Raw genomic sequence first — 22,513 nt, forward strand, 5'->3', positions numbered from 1 at the left:
TTGCCGCAAGAAATGGGCCGGCTTGAACGACTGCCCGTGCCTCTTTGCCCCTCCTCACTTCTCGCCCGGCTGCCGCGGCTGCGCTTGTGGAAGCGTCATCCAACCCTCGTTTTCCCGCATCGCGAAAAATGTAACGAGCCCTTAGCTTTCGCCGAGCGCCGCCGACAACCAGATTGATGGCGCATTCCACGCACGAAGCGCGTTGGGATGCCGGTCGGATTTCATATTGAGGGCACGCATGTCCAGCCACGACATCATGCACGATGAGCGCACGCAGCTCACGAGCAAGAACAAGTTCGAACTTCTCCTGTTCCGCCTGGGCACCGCACGGCCGGGCACCGTGCCGGGGCTGTACGGCATCAACGTTTTCAAGGTTCGCGAGATCATCACGAACCGTGAAATCACGCCGATCGCCGGGGCGCCCGAAGCGGTGACAGGCGCGATCGATATTCGCGGCCAGATCATTCCGGTGATCGACCTGTGCCGCCTGACTGGCAATACGCCGTCGCGCGAGCCGAATATCCTGTTGATCACGGAGTTCGCGCGCACAACGCAAGCGTTCGCGGTCGAAGACGTCGACGACATCGTCCGCCTCGAGTGGAGCCAGGTGCACCCGGCCGAATGCGCGGGCGGCACGGGCTATATCACGAGCATTGCACGCTTCAACGGCGAATCGGGCGAGCTGCGTTTGGCTCAGGTGCTCGATGTCGAGCAAGTCATGCGCGACGTATTCCCCGAGCAGCATCGCGACGTGAACAAGGCGGAATTGAGCACCAGCGTGAACTACGCGGCTGGCGGCGGGAAGATTCTGGCGGCGGACGATTCAGCGTTCGCTCGCACGTTGCTCGATCAGGCGCTCACCGCTATCGGCGCACCGCATGTGATCGCCACTACGGGCGAGGAAGCATGGCAAATGCTGCTGCGCTACGCGGACGAGGCGGAAAAGGAGAAAGTGCCGGCCCGCGACAAGATCTCGCTCGTCATCACCGATCTGGAAATGCCCGAGATGGATGGGTTCATGCTCACGCGCCGGATCAAAGCGGACGAACGGCTGAAGCATATTCCGGTGATCATTCACTCGTCTCTGACGGGCTCCGCCAATGAGGCGCATGTCCGCAACGCGGGCGCGAATGGGTATGTGGCGAAGTTCGCGCCGAAGGAACTGTGCGACGCGATCAACGAGGCGCTGGCGTCTTAAGGACGTGCCGCTGTGGCGGTCGCGGTTGTTCCCTCGAGGAGATCGCGCCGCACGCACTTGCGGACTTCGCGGTGCGCACGCAAACGCCCCGAGCAGCGCGCGTCCGCGAGCGGCGATTAAAACGCCCGCCAGTCCTCGCCGGCCGTTTCGACGGCAGGCTGAGCGGCAGCCGCCGGTGCTTCAAGCGCCGGTTCGATAGCTTTCGACTTCTTGGGCTGGAGTGCCTGCCGCTTCAGCGGCGTCGCGGGTTTGACCGGAATGCGGGGCGCGGGGCGAGCAGATACCTTCGCCGGCGCGAACGCAGCAGCGTTCGTCGCGATGCGGAATGTGGACACCGCACGCCCGAGTTCCTTGCCCTGGTCTTCCAGCGACTGGGCGGACGCGGCGGCTTCCTCGACGAGCGCCGCGTTCTGCTGCGTCACCTGGTCCATCTGCGTGATAGCTTGATTGACCTGCTCGATACCTCGACTCTGTTCGTCCGACGCCGCGGCGATTTCGCCCATGATGTCCGTGACACGGCTGATCGCGACGGTCACTTCCGACATGGTTCGCCCAGCCTCCTCGACTTCCGTCATGCCGCCGCGAATTTTGTCGATCGATGCGCCGATGAGCTCCTTGATTTCCTTGGCCGCAGCCGACGAGCGTTGCGCGAGACTGCGCACTTCGCTGGCGACGACCGCGAAGCCCCGGCCCTGCTCTCCGGCGCGAGCGGCTTCGACGGCTGCGTTCAGCGCGAGAATGTTCGTCTGGAACGCGATGCCTTCGATGATGCCGGTGATCTCTCCGATTTTGCTCGAACTTTCATTGATGTCGCCCATCGTTGCGACCACGCGGCCGACCGCGTCGTTGCCTTTGTCTGCGACTTCCGACGCGTTGGAAGCAAGGCCGCTCGCCTGACGGGCGTTGTCGGCGTTCTGCTTCACTGTCGCCGTCAGCTCTTCCATGCTCGATGCCGTCTCCTCCAGCGAGGCGGCCTGCTGCTCCGTGCGCGAGGATAGATCGGCGTTGCCGGCGCGCACTTCGCCCGCGGCCACATTGATCGAATCGGTCGATGTCTTGATGAGAGAGATAACCGAGGCGAGCTTGCCTTGCATGCCGGAGAACGCGCGCATCAAGGCGCCGACTTCATCGGTCGCGTCGGAGTCGATCGAGCGCGTCAGGTCGCCGGCAGCGATCGCTTCGGCGTGTGCCACGGCCTCACGCAGCGGCAAGGCGACGAGCCGCGAGATCCACGTCGCAAAAATGAACGCGAGCGCGACCGCCAGCAAGGTGCCGCCGACCAGCACAACCTTGGTCTGCATCTGCAGCGAGTCGACCTCGGCCGCGCGCACCGAAAGCAACGACGACTCGTTGCCGGCGATCTCCGCCAGCGTCGCGCGCATTGCATCCATTTGTGCCTTGCCCGTATCGGCCTTGAATGAATCGATGAACTGATCCATCGTCATGCTGGCCGACACCACCGATTTGCGCTTCGTGAGCAATGCGTCGGCGAAGCTCGATGCCCATTGCGACTCCTGAGCTTCCAGCTTGCGCAGGCGTTCTTGTTGCTGCGGGTTGTCGCTCGTGAGATTGCGAATCGTCTCGAGGTGCTTTTTGAATGACTCGGTGCCGGTGCGGTACGGCTCGAGCATCGCCTCCTCACCGACGATCGCATAGCCGCGAAGGCCGGTTTCCATATTGACCAAGCTCTCGGTCAACGAGCGCGTCTCGTCGATCACCTGATACGTGTGGACGTTCCAGCTGTTGGCCTTCGTCACCGAAGAAAAAAACGAATAGAACGTGACACCCAGAATCACGAGGACGGCGATCACGATGCCGAACGTCGTGTAGAGCTTCCGGGCAATGGAAAGGTTTGCGACTTTCATTCGATCTCCGAAACACGGGTTGCTTTCAGTCTGTCATGCGTGGGGGGACGCATGTGCTGACGTAGCCGTATTACGGCGAACAATCGTCGTACTTTAGTCTCTGCGTGAGCTTTTCTTGTGGCCTGATAGCACATTCAGGAAATTCCGAGGGAAGGGACCTTTCTCACGGGGCTTCCCTTCCATGAAGGCAGCGGCTTTTTCTTCGTTATCTCGCTTTCGCAATGCCGTGCATATCGAAAGCGGAGCGCCAGTCGCAAAAGAAAGGGGCGCTGGAAAACGCTCCAGCGCCCCTCTGACATTCGTTCTGGTTACACCTTGCCGGATAAAGCTCAGCGGCAGATAAGCGCCCCCGTAACCTGAATAAAAACGATGCTCCGTAACCGAAATTAATGCCCCTCAGCACCGCATCACACGATGCCGCCCTCCCTCACTCGACCGTCACCGATTTCGCCAAATTCCGCGGCTTATCCACATCGGTCCCGCGCGCGCACGCCGTGTGATAAGCGAGCATCTGCAGCGGCACCACATGCAGAATCGGCGAGAGCATGCCGTAATGCTCGGGCATCCGAATCACGTGCATGCCTTCTTCGTTAACGATCTTCGTATCCGAATCGGCGAACACATAAAGCTGACCGCCTCGCGCGCGCACTTCTTGCATATTCGACTTCAGCTTTTCAAGCAGCGCATCGTTCGGCGCCACCGTTACGACAGGCATCGCTTCCGTCACAAGTGCGAGCGGCCCATGCTTCAATTCGCCGGCCGGATAAGCCTCGGCATGGATGTACGAGATTTCCTTGAGCTTGAGCGCGCCTTCGAGTGCGATCGGATAATGCAGTCCGCGCCCGAGGAACAACGCGTTCTCCTTGCGCGAAAACTCCTCCGACCAAGCGATGATCTGCGGCTCGAGCGCAAGCACGCTATTGAGCGCGGCCGGCAAGTGGCGCAGGTGCTTCACGTAATCCGCTTCCGTGGCCGCATCGACATGCCCGCGCACCTTGCCGAGCGTCACCGCCAACGTAAAGAGCCCGACGAGCTGCGTCGTGAACGCTTTCGTCGATGCCACACCGATCTCACGCCCCGCGTGCGTCAGGAATTGCATCTGCGTCAAACGCACCATCGCGCTTGTGCTGACATTGCACACCGCCAGCGTATGCCGATGCCCCAGCTCCTGCGCATGCTTGAGCGCAGCCAACGTATCGGCGGTCTCGCCCGATTGCGAGATCACCACAACAAGCGCCCTCGGATTCGGCACCGACTCGCGATAGCGATACTCGCTCGCAATCTCAACTTGCGTCGGGATCTTCGCGATCGATTCGAGCCAATACTTAGCCGTCAAGCCGGAGTAATAGCTTGTCCCGCAGGCAAGAATCAGAATGCTGTCGATTTCGTCGAACGCAGCGCGCGCCCCATCGCCGAACAGGTTCGGCTCAAACGAATCGGTTGCCGGGATCGTGTCGGAGATCGCGCGCGGCTGCTCGAAGATTTCCTTCTGCATGAAGTGCCGATACGGCCCCAACTCGACTGCGCCACCGTACGCCTGCACGGTGCGGATTTCACGCTCGGCAAGCTGGCCGTCGCGATCGGTAATCCGCACACCCTCGCACGTCAGCTCGCAGACATCGCCTTCTTCGAGGAACATGAACTGCTCCGTGCTGCCCGCCAGCGCCAGGGCATCCGACGCCAGGAAATTCTCGCCCTCTCCCACGCCGACAACGAGCGGCGAACCCTGCCGTGCGCCCACCACCGTATGCGGTTCGTCCTTGTGCACGACGGCGATCGCATAAGCACCGTGCAATTGCTTCACGGCCGCGCAAACCGCGTCGTACAAGCTGCCGCGGTACAGGCTGTGAACCAGGTGCGCGATGACTTCGGTGTCTGTCTGCGAAACGAATTCGTAGCCCTTGCCACGCAGCATTTCGCGCAACGATTCGAAGTTCTCGATGATGCCGTTGTGCACGAGCGCGACCGCATCGCACGAGAAGATCGGGTGTGCGTTATCGGTGACGGGTGCACCGTGCGTGGCCCAGCGCGTGTGCGCGATACCCGTCACGCCTTCGAGGTGCCCTTCCTGCACTTGCGCGTCGAGATCGGCCACGCGCGCGACGCTGCGCGCACGGCGCGGCGCGCCGTTCGTGAGCACGGCCACCCCGCACGAATCGTAGCCGCGGTACTCGAGGCGGCGTAGTCCTTCGACGAGGACGGGAACGATATTACGCTGCGCTACCGCGCCGACGATGCCACACATGGGGAGTTTTCCTTTCGCAAGTCCTGCTTCGTTCTTCAATTGTGCGGCGCACTCGCCTCCGCGTCCGTGCGGCAGCGAGCGCGGCGCCATCGCCGCGCCACTCGATGCTTCTCAACGCTTGTTCTTCACCGGGCGGACGTAGCCGTCGCGCGTCACTTGCGTTTTTTCGTTGAGCACGAGCGCCCCTTCAGGCACGTCCTTCCATACCGTCGTACCCGCCGCGATCGTCACGCCGCGGCCGACGCGCACCGGCGCCACCAGCTGCGTGTCCGAGCCGACGAACACGTCGTCCTCGATCACCGTGCGATGCTTGTTCGCGCCGTCGTAGTTGCAGGTGATGGTGCCCGCCCCCACATTCACGCGCGCGCCGATGTCAGCATCGCCGATATAGGTGAGATGGTTCGCCTTCGCACCCTCGCCCAGCGTCGCATTCTTCACTTCGACAAAATTGCCGACGTGCGATTGCTCGCCCAGCACCGCACCGGGCCGCAGCCGCGCATACGGCCCGAGCACGGCATTCGCCCCCACCTGCGCCCCTTCGATATGCGTGAACGCATCGATGCGCGTTCCGGCGCCGATCGTCGCATCGCGCAGCACGCAGTTCGGGCCGATCGTGACGCCATCCGCCAAGGTCACGTTGCCTTCGAACACGCAATTGACGTCGATCGACACGTCCCGCCCGCACGTAAGCGCGCCGCGCACGTCCAAGCGAGCGGGATCGATGATCGTCACGCCCGCGGTGAGCAGCGCGTCGGCGAGGTTGCGCTGATGAATCCGCTCGAGTTCGGCCAACTGGGCCTTGCTGTTCACGCCGAGCGTTTCCCATTCGTCGTCGGGCTGCGTCGTCACGACGTCGAAGCCTGCTTCGATCGCATGTTCGACGACGTCGGTCAGGTAGTACTCGCCTTGCGCGTTGTCGTTGCGCAGCGCGCCCAGCCACATCGCCAATTGAGCGGTAGGCGTCACAACGATGCCCGTGTTGATTTCGGCGATGCGCAACTCGTCCGGCGATGCGTCCTTCTGTTCGACGATGCGCGTCACATAGCCGCCCGCGTCGCGCACGATTCGGCCGTAGCCGGTCGGATTGTCAAGCGTCACCGTGAGAATGCCGTAGCGGCCTTCGACAGCGGCATCGGCCAGGCGCTTGAGCGTCGACGGTCTCGTGAGCGGGACGTCGCCGTAGAGCACGAGCGTGGGATGGGCGGGATCGAGCAAGGGCAGCGCCTGTTGCACCGCGTGCCCCGTTCCGAGCTGTTCCGCCTGAAGCGCAAAGGCGACGTCCGGCGCCGCCACGGCTTCGCGGACGGCATCGGCACCATGTCCGACCACAACGACGATCCGCGCGGGATCGAGCGCGCGCGCCGTATCGATGACGTGCGAGAGCAGCGGCCGGCCAGCCAGCCGGTGGAGCACCTTGGGCAGCGCGGAGCGCATCCGCTTGCCGGTGCCTGCAGCCAATATGACGATGTTCATGGCATCGGCGAAAAATAGGGATACAAAGGCCGCGATTTTATCATGCGGCCGACCGCCGAAAGGCCCCGGGACAAGGCGCCCAGTCCCTCGCCCGGCCGGCCGGTTTTCATGCCCGCACAGCGTTACAGATCGTCAAACTGAACGAACGAAATCGTCTGCCCGTTGCGCGACTCGCCGTCCTCGCCTGTCTCTGAACTCGTGCACGGCTCGTCGTCGAACGCGATGTCGCCGAGCGGATCGGCTTGCCCCGTCGCACGCAACCCCGCGAATGGAAACAGCTTGGGATCCATCAGATGCGACGGCACGACGTTCGACAATGCGTTGAACATGTTCTCGACACGTCCCGGGAAACGCTTGTCCCAATCGCGAATCAGCGCCTTCATTTCCGCACGTTTCAGGTTCGGCTGGCTACCGCACAGGTTGCACGGAATGATCGGGAACGCACGCAATTGCGCGTATTTCTCGAGATCCACTTCCTTCACGTAGGCCAGCGGCCGGATCACGATGTTCTTGCCGTCGTCCGATTGCAGCTTCGGCGGCATGCCCTTGAGCTTGCCGCCGTAGAACAGGTTCAACAGCATCGTCTGCAGGATGTCGTCGCGGTGGTGGCCCAGCGCAATCTTCGTGGCGCCGAGTTCGCCGGCGACGCGATAGAGAATGCCCCGCCGCAGCCGCGAGCAAAGCGAGCACGTCGTTTTGCCCTCGGGCACGAGACGCTTGACGATGCTGTAGGTGTCCTGATTCTCGATGTGAAACGGCACGCCCACCTGTTTGAGGTAGTCGGGCAATACGTGTTCGGGAAAACCGGGTTGCTTTTGGTCGAGGTTGACGGCGACGATATCGAAATCGATCGGCGCGCGTTCGCGCAATCGCAACAGGATGTCGAGCATCGCATAGCTGTCCTTGCCGCCCGACATGCAGACCATGACCTTGTCGCCTTCTTCGATCATGTTGAAATCGCCGATCGCCTGACCGACGAGCCGAGCCAGCCGCTTGAACAGCTTGTTGTTCTCGTACGCTTCCTTCTGCTCGCGGCGCGTGAGTGCCGGGCGCTCGCCCGCTTCGCCGGGCACCTCGCCCTGCAGCGCCTGCACCGGTGCGATGGACGGATCGGAGCCGGTGGCCGCACCATCGGGCGCGATTTTCTCGGGCGCGTTCATACCGTTTCCTCTTTGATGCGAAACACTTCGACGCCCACGGCGTCGCAATCCGGGTAGACGTCCGGCTTCTCCGTCGATACCGATACACCGCGCACGCGCGGATGTTCGAGCATCATGGCGGCGATGTCGTCGCACAGCGTCTCTTGCAGGTGGATGTGCCCCTTGCCGACGCGGCGCGCGATCGTCGCCCGCATGAAGTCGTAATCGACCACCTCATCGAGCTTGTCCTCGAGCGGCGTCGTTTGCGCCAGCGGCACGAACAGTTCGACGTTGATGACGACGCGCTGCTCCCCACGCTTTTCGAAGTCGTGTACGCCGATGTTGATATAGACCTCGTAATTGCGCAGGAACAGCCTGCGGCAGTCGGCGAGCCGGGGATGCAAGAGAGCGGCAACCATGTTCGTTCCAAATCAAAATATGCGCAAAATATGCGCTGCCTCAGCGCGGAGGGCCCTTTTTGTCCCTGGGCCTGGGCCGGGCCGACGTGCGCGCAGCGAGCGCGGCGTGCGTCAGCGCGTCAAAAACATCACGTCGCGCGGCAGCGGCACCAGGTGCTGTCCGCCGTCGACGACCAGCGTCGTGCCCGTCACCCCGCTCGCTTCGGCCAAATAGCAGGCCGCCGCAACGACATCGTCGGGGGTCGATGCTCGGCCGAGCGGCGTCACCCGGTGCGCCTGCGCGAACTCGTCGGGCGTTTGATCGGCCGACTGCAGCGTCAGCCCCGGAGCAATGCCTACGACGCGCACCTTGGGTGCCAGCGCCTGCGCGAGCGTCACTGTGGCCGTTTGCAGTGCCGCCTTTGACAACGTGTACGACAGGTAGTCCGGATTCAGGTTATACAGCTTCTGATCGAGCACGTTGATGACGACGCCACGCAAGCTTTCGTCCTCGTTCGCCGCATCGGGCGTGGCCTCGTACAGCGTGCGTGCCAGCACGAGCGGCGCCCCGACATTCACCGCCATGTGCGCAAGCAGCGTCTCGTAGCCGGCATCGCCCGCCGTATCTTCGACGAAGCGCGATGCGTTGTTGACGATGCACGCGGGCCGCCCCAGCGCCTGCGTGCACGCCGTCACGAGGCCCGCGACGTCGCGCTCGACCGCCAGATCGGCGGCCAGCGCCACAGCGCGGCGGCCCAGTGCGCGAATCTGCGCGACGACCGTATCGGCCTCGGCGCGCGACGCTCCGTAATGGACGGCGACATCCCACCCTTTGGCCGCGAAGCCGAGCGCGAGTGCGCGCCCGATGCGCCGCGCCGCGCCCGTCACGAGCACGACGCGTGGAGGCGCCGCTTGAGGGGCGCCAGCGTCAGGGCGAGGATCGGCGGGAACGGTCATTTACAATGCGGGAATGAATCGAAATGCTCACGAACCCGCTAGTTTACCCGGTCCGGCCGCCGATGCGCTCGGCGCCAGTGCCAAACTCGCCGCGCACATCCGCGAGGCGATTGCAGCCGGCGGCGGCTGGCTGCCGTTCGACCGCTATATGGAGCTTGCGCTCTATACGCCCGGGCTCGGCTATTACAGCGGCGGCGCACGGAAATTCGGCCGGCGTGCCGACGACGGCAGCGATTTCATCACGGCGCCCGAACTCTCGCCGCTGTTTGCGCGCACGCTCGCGCGCGCGCTGGCCCAGGCGCTCGACGCAAGCGGCACACGGCAGGTGATGGAATTCGGCGCCGGCACGGGCCGGCTCGCGGCCGGCATCCTGGCGGCATTCGAGGCGTTCGGTACGCCGCTCGATCGCTACACGATCGTCGATTTGTCCGGCGAGTTGCGCGAGCGTCAGCGTGAGACGATCGAAACGCTCGGCGGTACGCTGGCTTCGCGCGTTCGCTGGCTCGATGCGCTGCCCGAGCAATTCGAGGGCGTGATCATCGGCAACGAGGTGCTCGATGCCATGCCGGTCCAGCTCTATGCACGCACAGGCGGTATCTGGCACGCGCGCGGGGTGGGTCTCGATGAAACCGGCGCATTGCGTTTCGAAGCCCGGGGCCTCGATGCGCCTTCCGTGTCGCTATCGAAAGAGGATGCCGCGTTGCTTGCGCAGTTGGACGCGGAGGTCGATTCCGATGTCGGCTACGTCGCCGAAACGCACTCGGCCGGGGCGGCGTTTACGAGCACCGTCTGCTCGATGCTGGCGCGTGGCGCGGCGATTTTTATCGATTACGGCTTCCCGCGCGGCGAGTACTACCATCCGCAGCGTACGGAGGGCACGCTGATGTGCCACTACCGGCATCATGCGCACGGCGATCCTTTCCTGAATCCAGGGTTGCAAGACATCACGGCCCACGTCGAATTCACGCGCATCGCGGAAGCCGGTGTCGAAACGGGGGCGGATCTGCTCGGCTATACGTCGCAGGCGCGCTTTTTGATGAACGCCGGCATAACGGACGTTTTATCGGAAATCGATCCGGCGGATACGACGCACTTTCTTCCTGCGGCCAACGCTGTGCAGAAGCTGCTGTCGGAGGCGGAAATGGGCGAACTGTTCAAAGTGATCGCGTTCTCGCGCGGCATCGACGGGACGCTCGATGCTTTTGCGCGCGGGGATCGGACGCATACGCTGTAATCGTATTCGCTTTACGCTTGCGCAAGACTCATCGCTTCAGCGAGATCAAAGCGCCTGTCAGGACGCTCGCTCGACCATGAACGGCGAGCGGCCCGCGGTATGCCCGATGCGCCCGATGCGCCCGATGTGCCCGATGTGCCCGATGTGCCCGATGTGCCCGATGCTCCCGATACGCGAGATACGCCCGATAGGCTTACTCGCTTCCAGCGCCAATCGCCTCCGCTACCGCCTTCGCCCGCGCCCGATGCACGGCATCCTTGATTTTCGCGGGATCGTCCTTGAACGCCTGCGCCACCGCGCCCGCATCCACACCGCGCGCCGCCACCAGCGCCACGCGCAACCGTTCCGCCTGCGGATATTCACGCGCCTCGAACCCGAGCCGCCCACGCGCATCCGCTTCGCAAGCCTGTAACGCTTCGGCGAAGCGAGCCGGCTTGCGCAGCGCATCGCACCGCTCGAACAACCGAACGAGCGCCGGCGCCCCCATCTCCATCACGCGATGAATGTTGCCGTGCTCGCGCGCGACGAGCACGGCCAGATCTCGGCACTCGTTCGGCACCCGCAAGCGCTCGCACATCGGCCGCAGCAAATCGACGCTGCGCGTTTCGTGCCCGATGTGGCGAGGCAAGATGTCCTCGGGGGTGGTCGCCTTGCCGAGATCGTGCGTCAACGCGGCGAAGCGCACCGTCAACGCATAGCGGCGCGCCGCCGTGTAATCGACGACCATCATGACGTGCACGCCGGTATCGACTTCGGGATGGTAATCGGCGCGTTGCGGCACGCCGAACAGCGCGTCGATTTCAGGCAGCACGCGCACCAACGCGCCGCATTCGCGCAACGCAGCGAACATCCGCGACGGCTTGGCTTCCATCAATCCACGCGAAATTTCCTGCCAGACGCGCTCCGGCACGAGCGCGTCCACCTCGCCCGCATCCGTCATCGTCCGCATCAGGGCCAACGTCTCGCGCGCAACCTCGAAATCGTGAAAGCGCGCGGCGAAGCGTGCCACTCGCAAGATGCGCACGGGATCTTCGACGAAGGCTTGGCCCACGTGCCTGAAGCAACGCGCTTGCAAATCGGCCTGTCCACCGAACGGATCGATAACGGGCCCGATCAGGTCGCCGTCGGGCCGCACTTCGCGGGCCATCGCGTTGATCGTCAGATCGCGCCGGGCCAAATCCTCTTCGAGCGTGACGTCGGGCGCGTAGTAGAACTGAAACCCGTGATAACCGGCCGCCGTTTTACGTTCCGTGCGCGCAAGCGCGTACTCCTCCTGCGTCTCCGGATGCAGGAACACTGGAAAATCCTTGCCGACCGGACGATAGCCCTGCGCCACCATCTGCTCGGGGGTGGCGCCCACGACGACGTAATCGCGGTCGGATACCGGTACGCCGAGCAACGCATCGCGGATCGCACCGCCCACTGCGTAGATCTTCATGCGTCGTCGTCGAGCTCGGCAAGCCGGTGCGTTTCACGCCGTGCATCGTCGAACCACTCACGCACGGCAGGCACCGCGCTCACGTGCTTCATATAAGCCCGCGCCGCCTCAGACAGCGGCGGTGCATATGTGATGAACCGGGACACGACGGGCGCATACATCGCATCGGCGGCGCAAAACGTCGCGCCGAACAAGAACGGGCCGCCGTAGCGCGTCAGGCATTCACTCCAGATGGCGTCGATGCGCGCGATGTCGGCGAGCGTGCCCGGTGTCGCGCCCTTGCCGGCCCGCTGGGCACGAACGTTCATCGACATGTTCGTACGCAGCTCGGCGAAACCGGCATGCATCTCACTCGAGATCGCGCGGGCATGCGCACGCGCAGCGGGATCGCTCGGCCATACGTGATGCTGCGGGAAGCGTTCGGCAAGCGTCTCCAGAATCGCGAGCGTTTCCCAAATCGATTGACCGTCGTCGGTGACGAGGCACGGCACTTTGCCCGAAGGCGAGTGCTCGAGGATGCGCGCGGTCGTGTCCGGCTCCCTGAGCGGCACGATCACTTCCTCGAACGCGATGCCCATTTGTTTCAACATGACCCATGGCCGCATCGACCACGAGGAGTAGTTCTTGTCACCGATGATGAGTTTCATGCGCCACCGTGCGAAGCGTGGATTGGTCGGAACATCGTGGAGAACGGCAATAGTGCCACGAGCAGGCGATCGATGCTTGGCTACGTCACGCTACGGGCCGCCGCTTCAGCGCCCCGCCGTGGCGCGAAATACGCTGAAGCGCGAACGCAGCGACGCGTCGTTCAGATACGTGGGTGCGATCGCTTCGATCGCAACGGGTTCGAGGTCCAACTCAGGCGCCAGCGGGCCGCTCAGAACCGCATCGCGCGACATCGAATCGAGATTGTCGCGCGTGATGAGCGGTTCGCCCGGCAGCGTCTCGAACGTCAACGCCTGCATATAGGCGAGCGCGTCCGGCAGCCGCACGATGCGCGGGTGGCGGCCGATCATCTCGCCACACATGCGCACCAGCGCTTCAAGCGTATAGACAGCGGGGCCGCCAAGCTCGTAAGTGCGTCCATGCGCGGCATCGAGATCGAGCGTGCCGGCGATCGCCTTGGCCACATCGCCCACATAGACAGGCTGAAACCTCGCGTCAGGCTTGGCGAGCGGCAGCACGGGGAACAGGCGCGCGAGCGCCGCGAACGTATTGAGAAAGCGGTCTTCCGGGCCGAAGACCACCGACGGGCGAATGATGGTGGTGGCAAGCTGAGCGGCCGCCAGAACGGCTTTTTCGCCGTCGGCCTTCGAGCGCAGGTACATGCTCGGGCCGTTCGAATCGGCGTTGATGGCGCTCAATTGAACGAGCCGATGAACCCCTTTGCCTTCACAGGCCGCCGCGATCCTTGCCGGCAGTTCGACGTGCAGCCTGGCGAACTCCGGCCCGTACGGATCGCCGCGCCGGCCGTGGAGCGTGCCCACGAGATTGACGACGGCATCGACGCCTTCGATGAATCGCGCCAGCTCGACCGAATCGAACAGGTCGAGCTCGATCACATCGAGCGGCAGCATGGTGAGGTGCGCGGCATGACTGCGCCGGCGCGTGCCGACGCGCACGCTTTTGCCCGCCGCGACGAGCACGTTGGCCAGATGACTGCCAATGAAGCCGGAACCGCCGATCAATGCAATGGATGGGTGCCGCATTTTCGACTCCCTGCGGGCCGCCGCTACAGCGCTGCCCGCATACGCGCGCATCGTGGGCGCCACCCGGCGCCCACGGCCTGCCTCATTGCGCTTGAGGCAGGATGACGCCGAGCCGCTCCTTCAGCGATTGCGGGCGGCCTTCGAACAGCGCCGCGTAGTAGACCGTATTCGACAGCACGTTCTTGACGTAATCGCGAGTCTCGTTGAACGGGATCGTTTCTGCAAAAATCGCGCCTTCGACGGGACGCTGCAACGCCGCTTGCCATTGGCGCGGGCGGCCGGGCCCCGCGTTGTAGCCGGCCGTGGCGAGCACCGCCGAACCGTCGAATTGATTGTAGATCATCGACAAATACGTCGTACCGAGCAAAATGTTCGTATCCATGTCGTTCATTTGCCCAGGGGACAGCGGCCCGATCCCGATCTTGCGCGCGACCATCTTTGCGGTGCCGGGCATCAGTTGCATCAAGCCGCCCGCGCCCACCTCCGATTGCGCGTTGATAATGAAGCGCGACTCCTGCCGAATAAGCCCATACGCCCATTCGACGTCAAGGCCCGTCGACTTCGCATCCCGTTCCACGATGTCGCGGAACGGCGACAGGTAGCGCAGCGAGAAATCGTGCTCGGCTTGCGTCCGGTCGGCCGTATTGACCGTACGATCGTACAGTTCGATACGGCGCGCGTATTCGGCCACCGCCAGCAGTTGACGATCGGTCATGCCGCGCAGCGGCCAGTTCCACTCGCGGTTACCCTCGAGCCGCAAATTCAGCGCGTAGAAGCGGCGTGCCAGCTCGAAGCCCGGCGTCCGGCCCGCGGCTTCGACTTCGGCATCGGTCACGTCCGTCTTTGGCGGCACGGTGATCTTGCGGCCCAACGCCTCCGTGGCGAGCTGACCGTAAAAATCGAAGCCCGAGGCGATCCGCTCGAACTCGTGCGTCGCGAGCGCTTTATCTTCGGGGGCGCTGCTCTTCTCGAGCGCGCGCGCATGCCAATAGATCCAGGCCGGCTGCTTGCGCAGCGCGCCCGGCATCTGCTCGATCGACCAGCGCACCATCGTCCAATCGCCCGCGAGCAGCGCACTGCGCGTGCGCCACATATAGGCCGGATAGGACAGCGGGGCATTCGAGGACAGCCGGTACCAATCCACCGCCCCCGGCACTTCGCGGACAGCGCCCTGGTAGCCGATCGTGCCCCAGCCGATCGCGCGTTCGGCAAGCGACAGCGACGGTGCGATCGCCGCGAACGTGGCCGCGGCCGTGACGACGTCGTTGCGCGCCATCGTCGTCACCGCAAGCAGCGCCAGCGCGTGCGAAGCCGAATCGGGCCCGATCGCGCGCGCGAGGACGAGCGGCGGGGCGCTCGTCGCTTGATCGATGAGCGTCTGGTCGGGGCGCTGCGGCCCGAGCGCGTCGAACAGCCGGCTGCCGACGCTCGTCGCGTTTTGCTCGTAAGCGAGGCGGATCTGCTGCCAGACGTCGTCGTCGCCGAACTGATGATTCATGGCCAGCGCGGTGATCAGATCGACACAGCCGTCGCCGTAGTACTTCGGCTCGACAAGCAACGCGCGCGCCGCTTCCGCGACGTTCTCGCCATGCGCGGCACGCGATTCGAGCGCGTAGCACTTCACCTGCGTGTCGTCGTTCAGCACAAAGCGGGGATACTGCGCGTCGAAATTGCGCCAGTCGTGGCGTGCGCCGAGGACAACCAGGTAATCGTTGCGCAGGCGATCCGCGATCGCTTCGCCGTCGTGACGCTGCAAGAACGACAGCACCGGCTGATCGGGTGCGTCGAGACGCGCGTGACCGCCGCTGTCGAACAGCTGCGGCCTCAGTTGAAAGTATTCGAGATACGACGGTGCGGGATAGTTCGGAATCATCGCCGCGAGCTGCACCGCGCGCGCCGGATCGTTGCCGAGCGCTGCCTGGCGCAAGCGCACGAAAATCTGGTCGTCCGTGGGCGCAGCGGTGGGGCGCGCGTGACGCCCGGCGGAGGCCGTACCGCAGGCGACGAGCGCAACGGCGGCGAGCGCGAGAGCGGCCGCGCGATATACTCGGACAAAGCGTTTTGACATCGTGGTTCGAGGAGCGAAATTCGGAGAGAAAATTGAGCGAAAGCATAGCACGCAACCCCTCTTCGGAATCGAAAGCCGAGCTGCGAAAACGCTTGCTGCAAGCGCGTGGCGACGTGCAATTACAGAGCCGCGCCGATGCCGCCCTCGCCGTCCATTTGCGCGAGGTTCTGACGCGCTACAGGCCCCACACCGTGGGGTTTTATTGGCCGCTTGCAGGCGAGTTCGATGCGCGCGCAATCATCGGCGAATGGCTGGCGCACGATACGCGGCGGCAAGCCGCACTGCCGATCGTCGCCATGAAGGGCCATGCGCTGAGATTTCACGCCTGGACGCCGGACACACCCATGCGCATCGGCCACCATCGCATCCCGGAGCCGGAGCAAACACCGGCAATCGTGCCGGATCTGCTGCTCGTGCCCTGCGTAGGATTCGACGACGACGGCTATCGGCTCGGCTATGGCGGCGGCTATTACGATCGCACGCTGGCGGGCTGGCCGGGCATGGCCAGACCGGTGACCGTCGGAATTGCTTACGAAGCCTGCCGTGCGGTATTGCCGCGCGAGGCGCACGACGTTCCGCTCGACGCGATCGTCACCGATACCGGGCTATTCGCGAGCCCGCGTGGAATCGAAGCGCCATAGCCGGCGCCAGCCAGCGCCGCGGCGGTGCAACGCCAGCGCTGAAGGAATCGGCACTCAATAGGAAAAGGGCTGACGGGCTGACGGCTTGACGCGCCAAAAGCAGATTCAGAGTGACGTAGCCGCGCGGGCCGCCGTATCGTACAAGCCGGACGCGTTACGCATAAGCTGAGCGGCCTCGCCGATCTGCTCGTTGGCGAGCCCGCTTTCCTTGAGCGCCGCGATGAGACAGCTTTCTCTGACTTCGCGATACTTGTTGCATAACTCGCGCCCCGCCTGGGTGGCCGAGAAAAAGACTTCCTTGCCGGTCTTTTCGCTTTTTACATACCCTCTACTCACGAGCTTCTTCAACGCGTAGGTGGCGACGTGGGTGTCCTCGATATTGAGCACGAAACAAATGTCGGCGAGCTTCTTTTTGCGTTCGCGGTGACCGACGTGATGGAGCAGCGAGACTTCGATGGCCGTCATGTCCTTGGCCCCGGCCGCCGACATGCATCGGACCATCCAGCGGTTGAAGGCATTGCTCGCCATGATCAGACCGTATTCGAATTCCGAGAGCTCGACGCTTGTCTCTGAGACGAGGTGTTCCGAAGAAACGATCTTGGTGGGATGACGCGACATGGCGGGGACCAGGCAGACTAAAGATGAAAGAATGAGTCCGCGCAGTGTACGCCGCCCATCGGGTGTCCAGCACTAGCAGAAACGCTTATGGGTAAAATGTCGATAATTTATCGATAATACCTCCTGACAGAACCCCTACACCGAGCGGATTTCCGCGCCGGCCAAGGTTGCAGATGACAGAACCTCGAATCTATCCGTTCGGCGACAGCGCACTTGTCTGCGAGGCACCCGCGCCCGCGACGCTCGAATGCCAGCAGCGCATCTGGGCGCTCGCCCAGGTGGTGCGCCAATGGGCCCATGTCGTCGAGGTCGTGCCGGGCATGAACAATCTGACGATCGTCTTCGATCCCATGTCGGCGGATCTGGAATCGCGCGCCGCCGAGCTCTCGCTTGCATGGGCCAAGGCCGTGGGCGTGCGCTCATCCACCCGCCAGGTGGACATTCCCGTGCGCTATGGCGGAGAAGACGGCCCCGATCTGCAGATCGTGGCAGACCATACGGGGCTGACGGTCGAGGAAGTCGTTCGGCGTCACTCGGGCGCCGAGTACATCGTCTTTTTTGTCGGTTTCCAGCCGGGGTTCGCCTATCTGGGCAGTCTCGACGCATCGCTCCATACGCCGCGGCGTGCGATCCCTCGCCTGGAAGTGCCGGCCGGTTCGGTCGGCATCGGTGGCGCGCAAACGGGCATCTACCCGGCCGCCTCACCCGGCGGCTGGCAGTTGATCGGGCGCACGCCCTCGGTGCTGTTCGATCCGATGCGCGATCCGCCCACCTTGCTGCAACCCGGCGATTGTGTCCGCTTTACCGTCCTGGAGATCGTTCGATGATCGACGTACTGCGCGCCGGCGTGCTGTCCTCGGTGCAGGACCTTGGCCGCGCCGGATACCGGCACCTCGGCGTTGCTCAAGCCGGAGCACTCGATACGCTTGCGCTCGACGTCGGCAACCGGCTCGTCGGCAACACGCCGCAGGCGGCCGCGATCGAGGTGACCGTCGGTCCCGTCGCACTGCGATTCGCCCGGGCGACGCGCATCGCCATCACAGGCGCGCAATTCGGCGCGACGTTGGACGGGGAGCCCGTGCATACCTGGTGGAGCCTGCCGGTTCGGGCGGGTCAGGAATTGGTCCTGCAGGGGCCGGCGCGGGGCATGCGCGGCTATGTCTGCGTGCGCGGCGGGATCGACGTCGTCCCCGTGCTCGGCTCGCGCAGTACCGATCTCGCGGCCCGCTTCGGCGGGCTCGGCGGCCGCAAGCTGCGTGACGGCGACCGGCTGCCGATCGGGCACTGCGAGCCGGCGCAAGCGAAGGCGACGGCGGACGACGCGCCCGCCTTCGGCGTCAAGGCGCCGCAGTGGTGCCGATTCGCGCAGGCGGCGCACGAACCGCAGCGGCGCGGCAAGCATGCTGCCGGGGCCGAACGCGGCGAAGTGATCCGCGTGCTGCGAGGCCCCGAATACGACTTGTTCAGCGAGGCGGCACGCTCGGCGTTGTGGTCGGACGAATGGCGCGTCACGCCGAACAGCAATCGGATGGGCTACCGGCTCGAGGGGACGGCGCTCGAACGCGAGCAAGCCAGCGAGCTGCTTTCCCACGCGGTGTTGCCCGGCACGATCCAGGTGCCCGGCAACGGCCAACCGATCGTCCTGATGAGCGATGCGCAGACGACGGGCGGCTATCCGCGGATCGGCGTCGTCATCGCCGCCGATTTATGGAAACTCGCGCAGGTGCGGCTGGGCACGGCGGTGCGCTTCGTGCGGACGACCCGCGAGGAAGCGCGCCATGCGCTCATCGAGGAACGCGCGTATCTGCGGCAGATCGATGCCGCGATCGCCATGCATGAAGAGCGGATGCAACGTCAGTCGCGCGCCGCTTGAAGGTCTTGTAACGAGGTAGTCATGAATATCGATTTGAACGCCGATCTCGGCGAAGGCGGAGACGCCGATGAAGCGCTGCTCGGTCTCGTCAGCTCGGCGAACATCGCCTGCGGCTGGCATGCCGGTGGCGCCAACGCGATGCGCGATTGCGTGCGGCTTGCCGTGCAGCGCGGCGTGGCGATCGGTGCTCATCCCAGCTTTCACGATCCGGCCAACTTCGGGCGCAAGGAAATGCATCTGCCGCCCGATGACATCTATGCCGGCATTCTTTATCAGCTTGGCGCGCTGTCGGCCATCGCCCAGGCGGAAGGCGTCCGTGTCGCGCACTTGAAGCCGCACGGGGCGCTCTATAACCAGGCCGCGCGCGATCCCGCGATCGCCGAGGCGATTATCTCGGCCGTGCATGACTTCGATCCGTCGGTGGCCGTGTTCGGCTTGGCCAATAGCCGTTTCATCTCGATGGCGCGTGAAGCGGGGCTCGTTGCCGTTGAAGAGGGGTTCGCCGATCGCGGCTACCGTGCCGACGGATCGCTGGTACCGCGCAACGAACCGGGCGCGCTGATCGAAGACGACGATGAAATGCTCGCGCACGTGCTCTCGATGGTGCGCGAGAAGCGAGTGCGCGCGGTAACGGGCGGCTGGGTGCCGCTCGATGTCCGCACGCTGTGCCTGCACGGAGATGGACCGCATGCGCTCGCGTTCGCGCAGAAGCTGCGCAGCACGCTCGTAGCGAACGGGGTGGATGTGCAGGCTGCGTCGGGGCTGCGGCATTGATGGAGTCGGACGTGGGCGAGGAGGCGGCTCTCAGCGCCGCTCGAACTGCCGACAAGAACACCGTCATCAAGGTGCAAGCGCCGACCGGTGTACTGCAGGTGATTAAGGACCCGACGCCACCGTTCGATGAAGCTCTGACAGATCACGCGCCTGCTCTTTAATGTCATGACATTTGATCATACGGGTGCCGCTGCATTCTTCGTTTAAAGGCGACCATGCCGATCGCAATCGTCCCGGCTGCACCGACAGCGGCAGCCATCGTCAGTGTCTGGGAGTAGCCCATCGCACCACCCACGAGACTGCCGCCGAGATAAATAAACGGATGAACCCCGCTCGTAACGAATGTGTCGACCGCGACGACTTTGCCGATGTCCTTTTCAGGCGAAAGCGTCTGCATCGCTGTCGCCCAACCGGTCAGCCAAGAGGCTTCAACAACTCCCACGAACATCGCACCCAACACTGCCATCCAGCCGAATGCGCCCATGCCGAGTAGAGCCATTGCGCTGCAAAGAAAAAGTCCACACACGACCGCGAGCGCGGCCAGACGCCGATGCCCCGCCGCCAATACGGTCACAACGGATCCTACGCATGCGCCAAGTCCCGAAGCGGCCAAGCAGATGCCCCACATCGTGTCGCTGAACCGATCGCTCACCGCGTAGGGGGCCACCACAAGAAAAACTGGAAAACATAGAACATTGACGACAAATGTTGCGAAAAACCCGAGCAGCAATTCGCGATTACCGACAATGACCGCAATTCCGTCGAAAGTTTCGCATAGTGAGAACTGCTCATCAGCCGCGAACTTGCCTTTGTTGGGCACAAGGCCGGTGAAAATCGCGGCCGCGAAGAACGTCACGCCATCAATCAGCACGCCCCACACCGGGTCCCATACAATGATCAATACGCCAAGTGTCGCGGGAAAGACCACGGCGACGAAGTTGTCGAGAAAGTTCATTGCCCCATTGCCAGCGACCCATGCTTCCTTCGGCAGCAAATTGGCGAGCAACACCTGCGTGCATGGGCGCGAGATGCCGATGCCGATACCGAACACCAGATAAGCGAGCACCAAAGACCACGGCGGAGCGCCGGACACTATAAGCGCGGCGACTGCGATCTGCACCGCGCCTCGCGCGATATCCGTGGCTATCAACATGTGTTTGGGCGTCCCTCGATCCGCGACTACGCCGCCGACGATCGCGCCAATCACAGTGCCGACGCCCACTGCTGCCATTAGGAATCCAAAAACACCGGCGGTCAGCCCCGCATGAATAACAGCGAGAGGCAGGGCCGCGAGACAGACAGCATCGCCGGCCATCGATAATCCCTGACCCGTCAGCAACATCCGAAACGAAGAGACGCACAAGGCGTCGCGATATGGCGACATTCGCTGAGCAAAGGACGTGTCGCGTCTGAATGCGGACAACCATGCAAGCCGCCTCAACGTTCGCCTGCACCGCGTCCCGATACACATTCGGCGAGACACGACCGGTGAATCTCTCCCGCGCGCACCGCCGTCGTATGGTGCGCGGCTACTTTCCGTGCCGCGCTTTGTGTCATGTCCAACCAGCGCGGATCTCCGTCGGCGAACAAGCGTTGCACGGATGCGGCATCCTCCACTACGTGAAAGATGTCCGTTCCCCGATAATGCTCGCCCTCGTTGAACCCCAATGCAGCGAGTTGAGCACCGAGCGACGGGCGATCCGCGAGTACCAAGCACCCCGCCGCCATCGCCTCGAACACCTTTGCCACCAGGTAGTGGAAGATGGAACCGCACGCGAGCATCGCGGGATGCCGGCGCAACAATGACGCGTATCGCTCCCGACCCACGGCCGCCAATGCCTTGGCGTCGGCCTGCATTCCGTTCGCCCGATCCCCCGGATAACCGGGATATCCCGGGTGATCCACGACATGACAAACATCCGGCGACAGCTTCGCCGCGCAGAACTGGCGAAACGGATAGGGCCACGTGCGAGATCCCGAAAGCAAGATCCGGTCGGTACGGGGAGCGAATATCGGCGTGAAATAGGAAGCGGCCGCATGCGGCATCCACCGCACGTTCTTCGTTGTTTCCGGAAACCACTCCGCCACTTTCTGCGGATAGGCGGCGAGGATCGTTTCCGCCCAATCGAACGCGCGTTGTCGCTGCGCTCGGCGATGGGCGCTAAAACAATGAACGTCGTCGCAATATACGATGCGTCTGACGGTATCGGGCAGCGCGTCGAACGAGGCGGCGTGCCGCTCCAGAAGCTCGTAGCATTCCCATAGCAACGCCACACGCGCTCGGCGAACGGACGCCAGGAGTTCGTCGTCGTCGATGGCGCCGGCCACGATCAATTTCCAACCTAGCGCCGCCAGGTGTTGATGAATTTCATGAAATTCGCGGGAGATGTAGGTATTCCAACCCGGAGGCACGCAGAGAACGAGATCGCCCGTCGCGGCTACGCCATTTGATTCCATCGCGTTTATCCAGAATTGGTTCGAACATAGGGAAAGGCGACGGCCGCATTCAGTAAACGCACTGCCGCGATCACCGATCAGGGAGAAGACCCGGCAAAAATCGCATCGACTGAGGACCTTAAGCGATTTCCGGACCTCGTTCGAACAGATGCGAAAATTTCGGACGGATGGAAGGTCAGTCGCGGCGCGGTCCGCTTGTCAGTGCGATCAACGGCCCTCGAGCCGCCGAATGGGAACGGTCGATGCGCGCTCCCCGTACCCTCAACCCGCCTCAACCGCAAACCCCCGCTGCCGCAACAGCGCGAGCACGCCCTTCGGCCCGCCAAAATGCAACGCACCGATCGCCACGAAAATCGGCCGATTCGGTCCCGCGAGCGCCGTCATCCGCACGACAAACCGCCGGTTACGTTCGTAGACGATGCGGTT

20 protein-coding genes are annotated in these 22,513 nt (G+C 63.7%); 6 read left to right on the forward strand and 14 right to left on the reverse strand.

The window, feature by feature from the left end:
- The first annotated feature begins 238 nt into the window (after positions 1 to 238).
- The gene (locus tag ACTHL0_RS00205; RefSeq protein WP_440564528.1) at positions 239 to 1,198 is read left to right on the forward strand and encodes a chemotaxis protein CheV; all 960 of its coding nucleotides are present in this window, start codon (positions 239 to 241) and stop codon (positions 1,196 to 1,198) included.
- Between the two features lie 116 nt (positions 1,199 to 1,314).
- On the opposite strand, the gene ACTHL0_RS00210 is transcribed toward ACTHL0_RS00205, so the two are convergent.
- From ACTHL0_RS00210 to ACTHL0_RS00235, 6 genes are all read right to left on the reverse strand, one after another.
- Positions 1,315 to 3,063 (reverse strand): methyl-accepting chemotaxis protein, encoded by a 1,749-nt coding sequence (locus ACTHL0_RS00210; protein ID WP_440564529.1) that lies wholly within the window; start codon positions 3,061 to 3,063, stop codon positions 1,315 to 1,317.
- 427 nt (positions 3,064 to 3,490) lie between these two features.
- Positions 3,491 to 5,308 (reverse strand): glutamine--fructose-6-phosphate transaminase (isomerizing), encoded by a 1,818-nt coding sequence (gene glmS / locus ACTHL0_RS00215; protein WP_440564530.1) that lies wholly within the window; start codon positions 5,306 to 5,308, stop codon positions 3,491 to 3,493.
- Between the two features lie 111 nt (positions 5,309 to 5,419).
- The gene (gene glmU / locus ACTHL0_RS00220; RefSeq protein WP_440564531.1) at positions 5,420 to 6,781 is read right to left on the reverse strand and encodes a bifunctional UDP-N-acetylglucosamine diphosphorylase/glucosamine-1-phosphate N-acetyltransferase GlmU; all 1,362 of its coding nucleotides are present in this window, start codon (positions 6,779 to 6,781) and stop codon (positions 5,420 to 5,422) included.
- 122 nt (positions 6,782 to 6,903) lie between these two features.
- A complete protein-coding gene (ttcA, locus tag ACTHL0_RS00225) occupies positions 6,904 to 7,941 on the reverse strand; it encodes a tRNA 2-thiocytidine(32) synthetase TtcA (RefSeq protein WP_440564532.1) in 1,038 nt (345 codons plus the stop codon).
- Complete coding sequence (locus ACTHL0_RS00230; RefSeq protein WP_440564533.1) at positions 7,938 to 8,339, reverse strand: dihydroneopterin aldolase; 402 nt, start codon at positions 8,337 to 8,339, stop codon at positions 7,938 to 7,940. The genes ttcA and ACTHL0_RS00230 overlap by 4 nt, the downstream gene beginning before the upstream one ends.
- A gap of 111 nt (positions 8,340 to 8,450) precedes the next feature.
- Positions 8,451 to 9,275, reverse strand: a complete 825-nt coding sequence (locus ACTHL0_RS00235) for an SDR family oxidoreductase (RefSeq protein WP_440564534.1) — start codon at positions 9,273 to 9,275, stop codon at positions 8,451 to 8,453.
- A 13-nt stretch (positions 9,276 to 9,288) separates the two neighbouring features.
- Here ACTHL0_RS00235 and ACTHL0_RS00240 point away from each other — a divergent pair, with 13 nt between their 5' ends.
- Positions 9,289 to 10,509, forward strand: coding sequence for a class I SAM-dependent methyltransferase (locus ACTHL0_RS00240; protein ID WP_440564535.1), 1,221 nt, complete (start codon positions 9,289 to 9,291; stop codon positions 10,507 to 10,509).
- A gap of 193 nt (positions 10,510 to 10,702) precedes the next feature.
- Here the strand turns inward: ACTHL0_RS00240 and ACTHL0_RS00245 are convergent, their stop codons facing one another.
- The 4 genes from ACTHL0_RS00245 to ACTHL0_RS00260 all read right to left on the reverse strand — a co-directional run bounded on the left by ACTHL0_RS00245 (position 10,703) and on the right by ACTHL0_RS00260 (position 15,724).
- Entirely contained in the window at positions 10,703 to 11,947 is a 1,245-nt protein-coding gene (locus tag ACTHL0_RS00245; RefSeq protein ID WP_440564536.1) for a multifunctional CCA addition/repair protein, read from the reverse strand.
- Positions 11,944 to 12,594, reverse strand: a complete 651-nt coding sequence (locus tag ACTHL0_RS00250) for a glutathione S-transferase family protein (RefSeq protein WP_440564537.1) — start codon at positions 12,592 to 12,594, stop codon at positions 11,944 to 11,946. Before ACTHL0_RS00250 ends, ACTHL0_RS00245 begins: the two co-directional genes overlap by 4 nt.
- Positions 12,595 to 12,699: 105 nt before the next feature.
- On the reverse strand, positions 12,700 to 13,656 hold the full coding sequence (locus ACTHL0_RS00255) for a complex I NDUFA9 subunit family protein (RefSeq protein ID WP_440564538.1): 957 nt from the start codon (positions 13,654 to 13,656) through the stop codon (positions 12,700 to 12,702).
- Between the two features lie 82 nt (positions 13,657 to 13,738).
- Positions 13,739 to 15,724, reverse strand: a complete 1,986-nt coding sequence (locus ACTHL0_RS00260) for a transglycosylase SLT domain-containing protein (protein WP_440564539.1) — start codon at positions 15,722 to 15,724, stop codon at positions 13,739 to 13,741.
- A gap of 32 nt (positions 15,725 to 15,756) precedes the next feature.
- Between ACTHL0_RS00260 and ACTHL0_RS00265 the strand changes: the two genes are divergently transcribed.
- Complete coding sequence (locus tag ACTHL0_RS00265; protein WP_440564540.1) at positions 15,757 to 16,365, forward strand: 5-formyltetrahydrofolate cyclo-ligase; 609 nt, start codon at positions 15,757 to 15,759, stop codon at positions 16,363 to 16,365.
- A 105-nt stretch (positions 16,366 to 16,470) separates the two neighbouring features.
- Here ACTHL0_RS00265 and ACTHL0_RS00270 read toward each other — a convergent pair whose 3' ends face one another.
- Positions 16,471 to 16,983 (reverse strand): winged helix DNA-binding protein, encoded by a 513-nt coding sequence (locus tag ACTHL0_RS00270; RefSeq protein ID WP_440564541.1) that lies wholly within the window; start codon positions 16,981 to 16,983, stop codon positions 16,471 to 16,473.
- Positions 16,984 to 17,156: 173 nt separating this feature from the next.
- Between ACTHL0_RS00270 and pxpB the strand changes: the two genes are divergently transcribed.
- From pxpB to pxpA, 3 genes are read left to right on the forward strand one after another with little or no spacing between them, the layout of a single operon-like run.
- Positions 17,157 to 17,810, forward strand: coding sequence for a 5-oxoprolinase subunit PxpB (gene pxpB / locus ACTHL0_RS00275; RefSeq protein ID WP_440564542.1), 654 nt, complete (start codon positions 17,157 to 17,159; stop codon positions 17,808 to 17,810).
- Positions 17,807 to 18,856 carry a biotin-dependent carboxyltransferase family protein gene (locus ACTHL0_RS00280; RefSeq protein WP_440564543.1) on the forward strand — a complete coding sequence of 350 codons (1,050 nt, stop codon included), beginning with the start codon at positions 17,807 to 17,809 and terminating at the stop codon, positions 18,854 to 18,856. The genes pxpB and ACTHL0_RS00280 overlap by 4 nt, the downstream gene beginning before the upstream one ends.
- Before the next feature lie 21 nt (positions 18,857 to 18,877).
- On the forward strand, positions 18,878 to 19,630 hold the full coding sequence (pxpA, locus tag ACTHL0_RS00285; RefSeq protein ID WP_440564544.1) for a 5-oxoprolinase subunit PxpA: 753 nt from the start codon (positions 18,878 to 18,880) through the stop codon (positions 19,628 to 19,630).
- 163 nt (positions 19,631 to 19,793) lie between these two features.
- On the opposite strand, the gene ACTHL0_RS00290 is transcribed toward pxpA, so the two are convergent.
- The 3 genes from ACTHL0_RS00290 to ACTHL0_RS00300 all read right to left on the reverse strand — a co-directional run.
- The gene (locus ACTHL0_RS00290) at positions 19,794 to 21,014 is read right to left on the reverse strand and encodes an MFS transporter (protein ID WP_440564547.1); all 1,221 of its coding nucleotides are present in this window, start codon (positions 21,012 to 21,014) and stop codon (positions 19,794 to 19,796) included.
- Between the two features lie 53 nt (positions 21,015 to 21,067).
- Positions 21,068 to 22,087, reverse strand: coding sequence for a glycosyltransferase (locus tag ACTHL0_RS00295; RefSeq protein WP_440564545.1), 1,020 nt, complete (start codon positions 22,085 to 22,087; stop codon positions 21,068 to 21,070).
- Positions 22,088 to 22,348: 261 nt separating this feature from the next.
- Positions 22,349 to 22,513, reverse strand: a 165-nt coding sequence (locus ACTHL0_RS00300; protein WP_440564548.1) for a TraB/GumN family protein, incomplete at its 5' end; no start/stop codon positions are given.

Source organism: Trinickia sp., from assembly GCF_051961175.1.
Classification (GTDB): Bacteria; Pseudomonadota; Gammaproteobacteria; order Burkholderiales; family Burkholderiaceae; genus Trinickia.

Coding starts and splice junctions, on each gene's coding strand:
- ACTHL0_RS00210 (WP_440564529.1), bottom strand. CDS start 3,063: ATGAAAGTCGCAAACCTTTCCATTGCCCGGAAGCTCTACACGACGTTC.
- glmS (WP_440564530.1), bottom strand. CDS start 5,308: ATGTGTGGCATCGTCGGCGCGGTAGCGCAGCGTAATATCGTTCCCGTC.
- ACTHL0_RS00245 (WP_440564536.1), bottom strand. CDS start 11,947: ATGAAGATCTACGCAGTGGGCGGTGCGATCCGCGATGCGTTGCTCGGC.
- ACTHL0_RS00235 (WP_440564534.1), bottom strand. CDS start 9,275: ATGACCGTTCCCGCCGATCCTCGCCCTGACGCTGGCGCCCCTCAAGCG.
- ACTHL0_RS00295 (WP_440564545.1), bottom strand. CDS start 22,087: ATGGAATCAAATGGCGTAGCCGCGACGGGCGATCTCGTTCTCTGCGTG.
- glmU (WP_440564531.1), bottom strand. CDS start 6,781: ATGAACATCGTCATATTGGCTGCAGGCACCGGCAAGCGGATGCGCTCC.
- ACTHL0_RS00290 (WP_440564547.1), bottom strand. CDS start 21,014: ATGTCGCCATATCGCGACGCCTTGTGCGTCTCTTCGTTTCGGATGTTG.
- ACTHL0_RS00280 (WP_440564543.1), top strand. CDS start 17,807: ATGATCGACGTACTGCGCGCCGGCGTGCTGTCCTCGGTGCAGGACCTT.
- pxpA (WP_440564544.1), top strand. CDS start 18,878: ATGAATATCGATTTGAACGCCGATCTCGGCGAAGGCGGAGACGCCGAT.
- ACTHL0_RS00255 (WP_440564538.1), bottom strand. CDS start 13,656: ATGCGGCACCCATCCATTGCATTGATCGGCGGTTCCGGCTTCATTGGC.
- pxpB (WP_440564542.1), top strand. CDS start 17,157: ATGACAGAACCTCGAATCTATCCGTTCGGCGACAGCGCACTTGTCTGC.
- ttcA (WP_440564532.1), bottom strand. CDS start 7,941: ATGAACGCGCCCGAGAAAATCGCGCCCGATGGTGCGGCCACCGGCTCC.
- ACTHL0_RS00205 (WP_440564528.1), top strand. CDS start 239: ATGTCCAGCCACGACATCATGCACGATGAGCGCACGCAGCTCACGAGC.
- ACTHL0_RS00230 (WP_440564533.1), bottom strand. CDS start 8,339: ATGGTTGCCGCTCTCTTGCATCCCCGGCTCGCCGACTGCCGCAGGCTG.
- ACTHL0_RS00260 (WP_440564539.1), bottom strand. CDS start 15,724: ATGTCAAAACGCTTTGTCCGAGTATATCGCGCGGCCGCTCTCGCGCTC.
- ACTHL0_RS00270 (WP_440564541.1), bottom strand. CDS start 16,983: ATGTCGCGTCATCCCACCAAGATCGTTTCTTCGGAACACCTCGTCTCA.
- ACTHL0_RS00240 (WP_440564535.1), top strand. CDS start 9,289: ATGAATCGAAATGCTCACGAACCCGCTAGTTTACCCGGTCCGGCCGCC.
- ACTHL0_RS00250 (WP_440564537.1), bottom strand. CDS start 12,594: ATGAAACTCATCATCGGTGACAAGAACTACTCCTCGTGGTCGATGCGG.